Annotated in this window: 12 protein-coding genes; 9 read left to right on the forward strand and 3 right to left on the reverse strand. The window is 31.8% G+C overall.

The window, feature by feature from the left end:
* The first annotated feature begins 15 nt into the window (after nucleotides 1-15).
* The 7 genes from FEF17_RS09135 to FEF17_RS09165 are packed head-to-tail and all read left to right on the forward strand — an operon-like array spanning nucleotide 16 to nucleotide 8,169.
* Nucleotides 16-1,347 carry a glycosyltransferase family 2 protein gene (locus tag FEF17_RS09135; RefSeq protein WP_139002023.1) on the forward strand — a complete coding sequence of 444 codons (1,332 nt, stop codon included), beginning with the start codon at nucleotides 16-18 and terminating at the stop codon, nucleotides 1,345-1,347.
* Between the two features lie 23 nt (nucleotides 1,348-1,370).
* Complete coding sequence (locus FEF17_RS09140) at nucleotides 1,371-2,444, forward strand: glycosyltransferase family 4 protein (protein ID WP_139002024.1); 1,074 nt, start codon at nucleotides 1,371-1,373, stop codon at nucleotides 2,442-2,444.
* A complete protein-coding gene (locus tag FEF17_RS09145) occupies nucleotides 2,441-3,571 on the forward strand; it encodes a glycosyltransferase family 4 protein (protein ID WP_139002025.1) in 1,131 nt (376 codons plus the stop codon). The genes FEF17_RS09140 and FEF17_RS09145 overlap by 4 nt, the downstream gene beginning before the upstream one ends.
* Entirely contained in the window at nucleotides 3,571-4,380 is an 810-nt protein-coding gene (locus FEF17_RS09150) for a hypothetical protein (protein ID WP_139002026.1), read from the forward strand. The genes FEF17_RS09145 and FEF17_RS09150 overlap by 1 nt, the downstream gene beginning before the upstream one ends.
* Before the next feature lie 11 nt (nucleotides 4,381-4,391).
* Nucleotides 4,392-5,750, forward strand: coding sequence for an O-antigen ligase family protein (locus tag FEF17_RS09155; RefSeq protein WP_246046815.1), 1,359 nt, complete (start codon nucleotides 4,392-4,394; stop codon nucleotides 5,748-5,750).
* Nucleotides 5,707-6,720 carry a glycosyltransferase family 4 protein gene (locus FEF17_RS09160; RefSeq protein ID WP_139002027.1) on the forward strand — a complete coding sequence of 338 codons (1,014 nt, stop codon included), beginning with the start codon at nucleotides 5,707-5,709 and terminating at the stop codon, nucleotides 6,718-6,720. Before FEF17_RS09155 ends, FEF17_RS09160 begins: the two co-directional genes overlap by 44 nt.
* Nucleotides 6,721-6,777: 57 nt before the next feature.
* Nucleotides 6,778-8,169: an exopolysaccharide biosynthesis polyprenyl glycosylphosphotransferase gene (locus tag FEF17_RS09165; RefSeq protein ID WP_139002028.1), complete on the forward strand. Its 1,392-nt coding sequence runs from the start codon at nucleotides 6,778-6,780 to the stop codon at nucleotides 8,167-8,169.
* Nucleotides 8,170-8,179: 10 nt separating this feature from the next.
* Here FEF17_RS09165 and FEF17_RS09170 read toward each other — a convergent pair whose 3' ends face one another.
* Nucleotides 8,180-9,358 (reverse strand): lipoprotein N-acyltransferase Lnb domain-containing protein, encoded by a 1,179-nt coding sequence (locus FEF17_RS09170; protein ID WP_139002029.1) that lies wholly within the window; start codon nucleotides 9,356-9,358, stop codon nucleotides 8,180-8,182.
* Nucleotides 9,359-9,369: 11 nt separating this feature from the next.
* Nucleotides 9,370-10,440, reverse strand: coding sequence for a putative type IX sorting system protein PorV2 (locus FEF17_RS09175; protein WP_246046816.1), 1,071 nt, complete (start codon nucleotides 10,438-10,440; stop codon nucleotides 9,370-9,372).
* 177 nt (nucleotides 10,441-10,617) lie between these two features.
* On the opposite strand from FEF17_RS09175, the gene FEF17_RS09180 reads away from it, so the two are divergent.
* Together FEF17_RS09180 and FEF17_RS09185 are read left to right on the forward strand one after the other, a co-directional pair.
* Nucleotides 10,618-11,343: a CDP-alcohol phosphatidyltransferase family protein gene (locus tag FEF17_RS09180; protein WP_139002030.1), complete on the forward strand. Its 726-nt coding sequence runs from the start codon at nucleotides 10,618-10,620 to the stop codon at nucleotides 11,341-11,343.
* A 12-nt stretch (nucleotides 11,344-11,355) separates the two neighbouring features.
* On the forward strand, nucleotides 11,356-12,240 hold the full coding sequence (locus FEF17_RS09185; protein WP_139002031.1) for a DUF808 domain-containing protein: 885 nt from the start codon (nucleotides 11,356-11,358) through the stop codon (nucleotides 12,238-12,240).
* Between the two features lie 21 nt (nucleotides 12,241-12,261).
* On the opposite strand, the gene FEF17_RS09190 is transcribed toward FEF17_RS09185, so the two are convergent.
* Nucleotides 12,262-12,426, reverse strand: a complete 165-nt coding sequence (locus FEF17_RS09190) for a type II toxin-antitoxin system antitoxin (RefSeq protein WP_139002032.1) — start codon at nucleotides 12,424-12,426, stop codon at nucleotides 12,262-12,264.
* Nucleotides 12,427-12,435: the final 9 nt, after the last annotated feature.

Raw genomic sequence — 12,435 nt, forward strand, 5'->3', positions numbered from 1 at the left:
TTGTTATAACATTTCATGCTGTTTAGATTTATCAAATACTTACAACCTACACATTATTTTCAGCGTTATAAAAATGATGGTAAATCAATATTTCCTATTGCAGAAAATTTACCGAGGAATATTTTAATGCAATTAACTCATGATACAAACTATTTATCTAAACAAGGGCAAAATTATGATTTGTCTTGGCAAGCTATTCAACTTGGATATATAGGTGAAGCAAAAACCTATACAAGCTTTGATAATTTACCGTTGCATGATAATTATGTGTTTATTAGAAAGTATTTTAATAAAGTTTGGGTATTTTATGTTTTTCTAATGCGCATATTTAGTTTTAGAAACATCTTTAAAGAATTTTCAGCTTATTTTAAAACAAGACATGTTAACAGAATAAATTATTTAAAGCAGCCTTTAAAATATGATTCTTGGAAGGGTTTTGATTCTGAATTACTAAAGTTAAACCCTAAAATAAGCGTCATTATTCCAACCTTAAATAGATATGAATTTTTAAAGGATGTATTGAAGGATTTAGAACGGCAAGATTATAAAAATTTTGAGGTCATTATAATAGACCAAACCGATGCGTTTCAAGAGCATTTTTACAAATCATTTAATTTAAATTTAATAGTAGACAAACAAAAAGAGAAAGCTTTATGGCTAGCTCGAAATAATGGCATTAGAATGTCCAAAGGAGAGTATCTTTTATTCTTTGATGATGACAGTAGAGTAAAAAAGGATTGGATTAAAAACCATATAGAATGCCTTGATTTTTTTAAAGCAGATGTTTCTTCTGGAATTTCAATTTCCAAAAAAGGGGCTAAAGTTCCCGAGAATTATTCTTTTTTCAGAATAAGTGACCAAATAGATACTGGCAATGTTTTAATAAAAAAAGAAGTATTTAAGAGTATTGGATTATTTGATAGGCAATTCGAAAAGCAACGTATGGGAGATGGGGAGTTTGGTATGCGTACGTATCTAAATAATTATTTAAATATTTCTAATCCATTTGCAGAGCGCTTACATTTAAAAGTGAGTACAGGTGGATTAAGGCAAATGGGAAGTTGGGATGGATATAGGAGTAAAAAATGGTTCGCTCCAAGACCTATACCGAGTGTGTTGTATTATTTTAGAATGTATTTTGGAGATAAAGCGGCGAGATTAGCTTTGTTAAGGACCATACCATTATCTGTTTTACCGTATCAATTTAAAAAAAATAAACCTTTATTATTTCTAGGAGGTCTTTTAGCTATATTAATTAGTCCAATAATTTTTATCCAAGTATATAGATCTTGGCAATTAGCGAGCAAAAAAATAAAAGAAGGCCCATTAATAAAAAAATTAGATTGAATACATCTAAAAATAAATTAGTCATGATCACTTCCGAATTTCCGCCTCAACCAGGAGGGATAGGAAATCATGCCTATAATCTTGCACTGTATTTATCTAAAGACAGTTATGAAGTTGAAGTCATTGCTGATAGACGTTCTAAAGAAGGCGTTGAAGAAGCTAAATTTGATGAAGCCTTACCTTTTAATGTATCAAGAGTAAAGCGGTCGAGTGTAAACATATTAACCTATTTTAAACGACTAGTAATGTCCTTTAAAAAACTAAAGGACGGCGACTATGCTGTCGCAACTGGTAAATTTTCACTTTGGAATGTGGCTTTTTGTAGTTTATTTTTAAATTTCAAATCTATTGCAATTATTCATGGTACTGAGGTCAATTTCAAATCCTACTTTCTTAAGGTCTTTATTGATAAGTCCTTGTTGAGGTTTGACAACATCGTTGCAGTATCTCATTATACAAAGTCATTGGTACAGCACTTAAAAAGGGAAGTTATTGTGATTCCTAATGGAATTAATATTAATAAATGGAAAGATTTAAATGTTTCATTAAAAGTAAAAGGAGCCCCAGTTTTAACAACTGTTGGTAGAATAAGTGAAAGAAAAGGGCAGATGCAAGTTATTGCACATTTACCTCAACTTATTAAGCAATATCCAAGGTTGCATTATCATTGTGTAGGTATTGCTAACGAAATTGATAGGTGTTCTAAATTAGCTCAAGAGTTAGGTGTTATATCTCACATAACATTTCATGGCAGTGTAACGGACCAAGTTGTGTTTTCTATTTTAGATCAAACAGACATTTTTATAATGTTAAGTAAAGAAACCATATCAGGGGATGTTGAAGGATTTGGTATTGCCATTTTAGAGGCTAATCTTTTGGGTGTTTCGGCTATTGGTTCCATAGGATGTGGCATAGAAGATGCCATTAATCATGGTAGTTCTGGTCTTTTAGTTAACTCTGATAGCTCAAAAGAATTCATTACTGCAGTCAATAATATTCTTGATTCAAAAGAAGCCTATAGTGCTAGTGCTTTAAGTTGGGTACAACAATTTAATTGGTCTCATATTATTCAATCTTATATATCAATATTAAAGTGAAGAAAGGCCTAACCATTATATCGCATACAGAACATTATAAAGATACTGATGGTAATATTGTTGGTTTAGTATCAACGGTGACAGAAATAAATCACCTTTTAGAAGTTTTTGATGAGATATATCATGTAGCCATGTTACATGAAGGCAAGGCACCCCCCAACACTATTCTCTATACTTCTAATAAAATAAAATTCATTCCGATAAAAGCACTTGGCGGGAAAGGCCTTAAAAATAAATTAGAATTAATTATTTCTATACCTTCTGTTATTGGTAAAGTTAGAAAAGCACTAAAGCGAACCTATTATTTTCAGTTTAGGGCACCAACGGGAATTGGTGTATTTGTAATTCCTTATTTATTATTAAGCAGTAAAAAAGGATGGTTTAAATATGCAGGTAATTGGCAACAACATCATGGCCCTTTAGCTTATCAATTTCAAAGGTGGTTGTTAAAAAAAAGCAATAGTCTCGTGACTATTAATGGTGTTTGGGAAGGGCAACCAGAGCATTGTAAGTCTTTTGAAAACCCTTGCCTTACTTCGGATGAACTTAAAGCAGGAGAACGGTGTATTTCTACTAAAAAATTTAACAAAACTTCTATTAATTTTTGTTTTGTAGGACGGCTAGAGGACGCAAAAGGTGTGAATTTATTAATGAATGCTTTTCTCAAATTAGATAAAAACAATAAAGTTAAAATCGGACAAATACATATTGTTGGAAAAGGGTCAAAAATGAATCATTACAAGTCTTTGTCCGATGGATCGGGCTTAACTTTTATTTTTCATAACACCCTATCCAGAAAAGAGGTGCACGCCATTTACAAAGTATCTAACGCCATTATATTGCCATCTGCCTCTGAAGGGTTTCCTAAAGTTGTTGCTGAAGCGATGAATTATGGCTGTTTACCTATTGTCTCTAATGTGTCTTCAATTGGTCAATATGTAAAAGATAGAAAGAATGGATTGTTATTAAACGCTATTTCGGAAGAAGGACTAACCGAAAAGTTAATGGAGCTTTTAGATTTTACTGAGGAGGACTATTTTAAAATGATAGAATCTAGTGAACATAAACTGTATAAGTTTACGTACGAATATTATAATAATAGAATTAAAAATTTTATTTTGAGCTGATGTTTAGAAAACTAGTCTGGATATTTAAAAGACACCCATTTTTATATAAAACAAGATTTAAATTGTTGTCTAAGAATGCTTCAATTGAAGAGATAAATGACTGCAGCTATAATCAGGTCAATACCTTAAATGATTTTCCTGAATATTTCTTTGAAGTTAATGCCAAAATTTTTAAAGACTATAAGCCAACAAGTGATTTGGATTTGGTAAAACAGTTAAGTTTATGGTTTGAGCAAAATATAAAAGGTGGCCCAGGTTTAAGTGAACCTTCAGAAAAAGCACTTAAAATAATGTTAGAAGGTAAAGGTGGGGTTTGTAGTGATTTGACACAAATTTTCAATAATTTTTGTGTTATTAATGAAGTAGAAGTTCGAGAATGGGGGGTGACAAGGGCACCATTTGAAAATGACTTTGGAGGACATTCTTTTAATGAGGTATTTTGTAAGCAACTTGGTAAATGGGTGTTAATTGATGTTTCTTATGGCATCCTGTTTTATCATGATAGTGAGCTGCCTTTATCGGTTGTTGAATTATATAAATTGGTAAGACAGGATATTAAAGTTAATTTTAAATCTTTTCATGAAGTTAGGCGTTTTAATGCATCGGTTATAACTAATAATTTTTTAGATAAACGCAATGTTCCTTTTTTAATATGCAACTATTCTAATAAAGTTTATGATAGTTTTTTAAATATTTTTAAAATGTTTGCCCCTGTATTTGTGATTCATTTTTTGGTTTATCTTTTTGGTAAAAGTTATCATTATAAGTTCGCATTGGATGATTATAGAGCAATTTTTGTTCGAACATAAATTACAACTTTGTGAAGCTAGATGTTACATATATTTCTGCAATTGTATTACATTTTGCACTTGGCATGTTAATTTATTTTAATGAATCGCTGGCGAAAATATATTTTTTACTTGCTTTAACTTACTTTTTATATAGAACAGTAATAGCGCCAGATCATTTAAAAACGGTAGAGATATTAAAAGCCTGTGCTTATTTTGTAGGGGCCGAATTAATTTTAAGAATTACTAAAGGTTCATTTTCGTATGAAGCATCTAAATATTTAGTGATTTTATTTATGATGATGGGTATGATTTTTAAAGGTATTTCTGGGAAAGCCTATCCTTATTTTTTTTATCTCTTATTTTTAGTGCCTTCTATTTTTGTCGCCTCGACTACCTTGAGGTTTGATGCCAATTTTAGAACTAATATTTCCTTTGTTTTGAGCGGCCCCATATGTTTAGGAGTAGCAGCTTTATTTTGTTTTGATAAAAAGGTAACCAGACAGCAATTATCTGAAGTATTATTATATGTTTTATTACCCATTATAAGCTTAACATCTTATGTGGTTTTTTATAGTCCAAGTGTTAAGGAATTTTTAACAACTACAGCTTCTAATAGGACAGCATCAGGAGGGTTTGGTCCTAATCAAGTTTCAACAGTATTGGGTTTAGGAGTATTTATTATGACAATAAGGTTATTTGTAAAATCACCTAATATTGGTCTGAAGTTGTTAAACACAGTACTCTTAGTTTTAATGTCTTATAGAGCGGTTGTTACTTTTAGCAGAGGTGGTGTGATTGCGGCTTTAATCGCCATATTGGGGTTTCTGGCCATCTATTATTTTAAAGTTTCAAAGAGACGTAGGAATGAAATTATTGGAGTGTTAGCTTTGTTTTTTTTAAGTCTTTTTACTACCTGGATCATTAGTACCAATCAAACAGGCGGGTTAATTGAATTACGATATGCCAATAAAGATCATTTAGGTCGCGAAAAAGAAGATGTTACGACGGGAAGGGGGAAGCTATTTATGGATGAGTTAGAGGGTTTTATCTCGAGTCCTTTTTTCGGGATAGGTTCCAGTAGAGCGAAAGATCAAAGGATAGAGATTGAGGGTCAAGGTATTACATCACATAATGAAGTGAGTCGTATTTTAGCAGAACACGGCATTTTTGGAATTATTATTCTTTTAATTTTAATTTTTAAGCCTTTAGAAATGCGTACAAAAAATAGGACCAACTATTATTTTTATGGCTTTTTGTTTTTTTGGTTTGCAACGATTAACCATTCCTCAATGCGAATAGCAGCACCTGCCTTTATATATGCTTTAGCCCTTTTAAATGTAACTTATGAAAAAAAGACTCCTGTACATAGGAAACAAATTAGGGCATAAAAGCGCAAATATATCTTCAATTAATTATTTAGGGCAATTATTTGAAAATGAAGATTATTATTTATTTTATGCCTCATCTAAAGCAAATAAATTTTTTCGCTTGATTGACATGTTATGGGCTTGTTTTAAGCATAGACATGACGTTGATTATGTGCTCATTGACACCTACAGTACGCAGAATTTCTACTATGCCCTGTTTGTGTCTCAGTTATGCATGTTTTTAAAATTGAAATACATCCCTATTTTGCATGGTGGTAACTTACCAGATCGACTAAAGAATACTCCAAAACTAAGTAAACTCATTTTTAATAATGCTTATAAGAATGTCGCCCCATCTAAATATTTAAAAATCGGTTTTGAAAAATTTGGATATGAGAATATAACTCACATACCAAATACAATTGAAATTAAGAATTACCAGTTTGAAAATAGAGACTTTGAACATGTTAACTTACTATGGGTTCGCTCTTTTTCAAACATTTATAACCCAGAATTGGCTATAAAAATTTTCGCATCCTTAAACAGGGAAGGTATTTCATCTACATTGTGCATGGTAGGACCTGATGCGGAAGGTTCTTTAAATGAGGTGCAAAAGTTAGCTGATGATTTAAATGTTGACGTGAAATTTACTGGGAAACTGTCGAAAGTTGAATGGATAAAGCTCTCGAAAGATTATAATATTTTTATCAATACCACCAATTTCGATAATATGCCTGTTAGCATTATTGAAGCCATGGCATTAGGGTTGCCTATTATTTCAACTAATGTTGGGGGGATGCCATTTATGATTGAAAATGGTGTGGATGGAATATTAGTAGAGCCAAATAGTGAAGAAAATTTTGTTAAGGCTATAAAATGTGTTATCAATGATCCGGATAACGCTCTTAAAATGACCTGCAGAGCAAGGGAAAAGGTGGAAAAATTTGATTGGAGTCATGTTAAAAAACAGTGGAAGAGCATTTTAACTTAGAACATTGTCCTTTAAAATTAAGGCCTTATATTTATAGTTGCTATTAATCTTTCTATCATGTCTAATCGAAGTATTCATTTTAATATTTCCGAAAGGAAAGTTCTTCTTAGGATTTTCGATATTCTATTCGTTCTAGGCGTATTATATTTAGTAGGCACTGTTTTTCAATTTGATTATTTTACCATTCGAAAAGAGAATTGGACATGGGTTTTTGTGCTTATACTTTATATTTCTGTCTTTGGTACTGTTTTCGAGCTTTATGATTTACAGAAGTCTAGTAGAATGGATCAAGTAACATCAAACATTGTATTAACGGTTTCTGTTACCGTTTTACTTTATTTCTTAACACCATTTTTTACGCCATTTTTACCAGATAATCGGTTACAGATTTTATACTTTTATTTCTCAATATTGGCAGCGCTTTTTTTATGGCGTTTTATCTATTTGACCTTTGTGATTTCTCCTCGATTTTATAAAAAAGTCCTTATTGTTGGTGAAATTTCAAATATTGAAACTATCATTAATGCCTTTAAGGATGCTGATCCCAACTATAAAATTGTCGGCTTTATAAATTGTGAATCTGATGCAGAGGAGGGTATTCGCTTTTTTGGTATCCCTGAGTATAACCCAAGTGAAATACACAAGGTTATTGAAGAAGAAGAAATTAAAGAGATTGTCGTAGCCACCTATAATTCGGAAAATATAACTTCGGATATTTATCATAAGTTAATTACGCTTCTAGAAACAGGTTTTCCCATAAAGGAATATACGCAGGTTTATGAAGAGATGACTTATAGGGTTCCTGTTCAATTCGTAGGAAAAGATTTTTACAAATATTTTCCATTTAGTAGAAGTAACCAAAACAAGTTATACTTGTTTTTTCATCGTTTTATGGATATTGTAATTTCTTTTATTGGGTTGGTATTTGGAGTTGTATTTTTACCATTAATATTATTAGGGAACCTTTTAGGTAATAGAGGGCCCTTATTTTTTACTCAAGATAGAATTGGTAAGAATGGCGATGTGTTTAAAATGATTAAATACCGAACCATGATTATAAATGCCGAACAGAAGGGTGCTGTTTGGGCTGTTAAAAATGATTCAAGAATTACGATGTTTGGTAAATTTTTAAGGAATACGAGACTCGACGAGATACCACAATTTATTAATATTCTTCGAGGCGAGATGAGTTTAATTGGACCACGCCCAGAACGGCCGCATTTTGTTCGTGAATTATCACAATTATTACCGTTTTATGAAACCCGACATATCATCAAGCCTGGTTTAACGGGATGGGCACAGGTGAATACGCGTTACGCTTCAACAGTGGATGATAGTTTGCTTAAGTTACAATACGACCTTTATTATATTAAGCACCGCAGCTTCTTCTTAGATTTTAATATTTTAATAAAAACAATGAGTGCCGTTATATTCTTTAGAGGGCAGTAGTTTAAAATGCCTATTGGCTATTACCGAAGTGTTTTATTAAATAAATATATCGAATAACTAAAGCGATTAAAAAAGGAATTAGGGTAATGGCATAAACTTGCACGCCAATAATCCAATGCAGTGCCAGAAGACAAAGCATAATAAGTAAAAACTTTAAGTATTTATGAAACCAAGCTGATGCTTTGGTTTTAAAGAGTTGTGAAATTACTAAAAGGTTAAGCGCAAACGCCCAAAGTAGATTGTAGTTTTGGTGTGTGCCATGGTGATTGGTTGCAAACCATAGCAAAATAATAAACACACCAAGTATTCCAGTAAATCCAAAAATAAGAACATCTAACCAGTTGCTTCGTCTTGCTTTTTTTGAATCTTTAAAGGTTAAAAATATGATTAGTAAGCTTAAGATTCCATTTATAAGTAGAGGACTAGTAAGGAAATTGTCAGCTTTTGGTTGATCAATTTTTTCAAATAAGATGTTGGTATTTTTAACTAGCCTCTCATCTGTACTCGTGAACTTAGCACTTTCAAAAAAATCAAAAATAAAATCGGGTAAAAACATATGCTCTCTTGCGGTTGCCTCTCTATCAATTACAGAACCTAAAGCAATATCGATTCCTAGCGCTCCCCATGAATTACTATTTAATTTACTATGAATTAAAGTTCTAAAAGTTTCTGCCTTATAACTTTCTGGGTTTTCGTATACTATCTTGCTATCTGTTGTTATTTCTAAAACATCTCTAATTCTGGTGGCACAATTATCATAAAAGAAATCATATAAATAAGCTCTGTTTTCAGGCTTTATATTGTTTAATAAGTAGTCAAAAAGTTTTTGTTTTTCTGAAGAAGATACATTTAGAACCTGTTCTTTAATTGTTCTGTTTTGGGATACATAGGTTTCAAAAAAGTCTTCATAATAATTTAAGCCAATTAAATAATTTAGTTTGCCCTGAGCGAATTTTAGATAGAAATTAGGTGTGTTAAAATCGTAAACGCCATAGTTAAAAACTAAATCGGTTCCCTTTATTGGATCTTTAATTCTGAAAGCACTATGGCCAAAAGCGTCATTAAGTGAAGCTCCTGGACCAATGGTTAATACACTTATTTCGGCTTGAGCGGACAATAATTGGTTTTGTTGTCCTTGAACAAATGAAATAAATAATATTGAGGTAAGAAAAAGTAGTTTTTTTAGCATCTTATATTACTTTATCTAAAGATACTGAAATCGAGTTTCAAGGAAAAAACATTTGAGTATAATGCGACACTTTGATCTCCAATATCGGTAAATGCATAATCAATTTGAACACCATTATACTTAAAGCCAACACCAAAACTGGGTTGAAACGTTAATTGGTCGGTGTTGTCAATTTGCAACTCATTTTGAAAATTACCCATACCAGCTCTTAAATATACCATATCAATATATCCAAATTCGAACCCTAGAGCTGGATTTATACTTGCGAAAGAGGATGAGAAAATATCGTTATTCTCTTCAAATCGAACATTCAAATTTACAGCCGTCAATAAGGTATAATCATAATGGAAGGTCATGAGTTTAGAAACACCAATTTGCAATTTAGGGATTGTAATTTCTGTACTTTCGGGTAGCTCTTGATTTTGTCCTTCAACAGCATCCCGTATGGTGGCAAATTCATCTTCATCAATTGCCCAAGCATTAAACGTGGTAGTAATATCTCGCGCCATTAACCCAAATTTCCAATCGTTGTTTGTTTCAAATTGTATTCCGACATCTAAACCAAAGCCCCATGAAGAAGCAAAATCCCCAATTATACGTCTAATGACCTTAGCATTGACCCCATAATTCAAGCCTTCTACTGGAAGCGACCTCGCATAAGAAAATGTTAAACCGTAATCGGCGGTAGAAAATAGACTAATACGATCGTAATTAATGTTTCCCTGTTCGTCTATTAACTGCGTTGTATTCAAGATATCATCAACCGCAAATCGAATAATTGAAACACCAATAGCACTTCTGTCGTCTATAGGCATTGCGAAAGCGGCGTAATCATAATTTGCAATGTTTGCGAAATAACTTGAATGCATCAGTGCCAATTGGTTATCCTCAATTTTTAAAAGACCAGCAGGATTCCAGTAGCCAGAATTCACGTCTGCAGTATGCGAAGTTACAGCACTACTCATGCCAAGAGCGGCAGCATCAACGCCAATATTCATAAATTCGTTAGAGTATTTTCTGGTTGTTTGAGCTGCCAAACTCAGAACTAAAACACTAAGTAATGTCGTTAAGAATACTTTCAATCGCAATTTTTTTACAAAGATGCACATTATACCTTTTTAATCATAATATAAAAAGACTGTATCGTTTTAAATCCTTGATTTTATAGTCTATAAACTTATATTTAGAATAGATATTGTCTAACACTTGTTTAAGACATTAATAGTTTGTTATTTTTACAAAATATATTTACGTCATTTATGATTCGATACATACCAAATGCTTTAACACTTTTAAACTTATTATGTGGTTGTGTTGCAACTATTTATGCGGTGAATAATAATTTTATTGCCGCTGCTCTTTTTGTGTTTCTAGGCATTTTTTTCGATTTTTTTGATGGTTTTGCTGCTCGAAAACTCAATGCACAGAGTAATTTAGGTTTACAATTAGATTCGTTGGCTGATATGGTAACCAGCGGTTTGGTTCCTGGGATTGTAATGTTTAAGTTATTAGAGATTGTTGAATCTGATTGGGGAGAAATTGATTTTTCAACTGATAATTATCTACCAATAATTCCATTACTCGGTTTAGCAATAACTTTAGCATCAGCTTATAGATTGGCAAATTTTAATATTGATACGGAACAACAAACCTTTTTTAAGGGGCTTCCAACACCGGCAAATGCCTTATTAATTTTGTCTTTGCCACTAATACTAGAGTTCCAGAATAATGATGTTATAAATGCCCTTATTTTAAATAAATGGTTTTTAATAGGTCTAACTATTTTTAGTTGCTGGATTTTAAATTCTAATTTAAAATTGTTTGCATTAAAGTTTAAAGATTACAGTTTTAAAACTAATGCTTCACGTTATATCTTCTTGATTTTGTGCATAGTGTTGCTTATTGTGTTACATTTTGCAGCTATTCCAATTATTATATTATTATATCTTGGAATGTCAATTTTAGATAATCTTACTACTAAATAATTACAAGACAAGATGGCATCAGGTTTTTTTGCATTATTAGACGATATAGCAGCTCTTATGGACGATGTAGTTGTAATGAGTAAAATATCTACCAAGAAGACTGCAGGGATTTTAGGTGATGATTTAGCGGTAAACGCTGAAAAGGCTACAGGTTTTGTTGCGTCAAGAGAGTTGCCTGTGCTTTGGGCTATTACAAAGGGTTCTGCATTAAATAAGTTAATTATATTGCCAATAGCATTTCTGTTAAGTGCTTTTATTCCAATTGCTGTAACTATAGCTTTAGTTCTTGGCGGATTGTATCTGGCCTACGAGGGCGCTGAAAAAATTTATCATTATTTTTTTCATAAAAATCAAAATAATGAATATCGAGTCTATGTTAAAAAGAATTTAACACAAGAGGAGCAAAAAGCTGCTGAGAAAAAGAAAATTAAGTCCGCTATTTTTACTGATTTTATTTTATCTGTGGAAATAGTTATTATAGCATTAGGTACTGTTTTGGAGCGTGAAATTTTGTTTCAAGTTTTAGTGGTAACAATTGTATGTGTTATTGCTACAGTAGGCGTGTACGGTATTGTAGCTTTAATTGTTAGAATGGACGATTTTGGTTATCGGTTAGTTAAATTAGGTGATGAAAAAGGTTTTTTAAATCATCTTGGAAATTTATTGATTAGGGCATTGCCTATAGTAATCAAGAGTTTAGGGGTAATTGGCACTATAGCCTTAATTTTAGTTGCTGGAGGTATTTTTGTACATCATATAGAATTTATTCATCACTTTGTAGTGCAAATAAATTTGCCCTCTATATTAATTGAATTTATTGTAGGGCTTATTGTAGGACTGTTTACTTTATTATTGGTAAATTTTATCAAAACAACTAAAAGTAAATTGTATTCTTAAATTGGAATTTACTTTGAAAATTTAATCATCTTTGTTTTTTGGAGATCGTTTAGCTTTTTTTAGACTTTCATTTAGCATCCATTCTATTTGACCGTTTGTGCTGCGGAATTCGTCCGCAGCCCATTTTTCAATAGCCTTTAGCATTTCTTCATTTATGCGCAGTGCAAAAGCCTTTTTCTTTGCCATTTAAATTCT

The sequence above is a fragment of the Hyunsoonleella aestuarii genome, assembly GCF_006148925.1.
GTDB classification, from domain to species: Bacteria; Bacteroidota; Bacteroidia; order Flavobacteriales; family Flavobacteriaceae; genus Algibacter_D; species Algibacter_D aestuarii.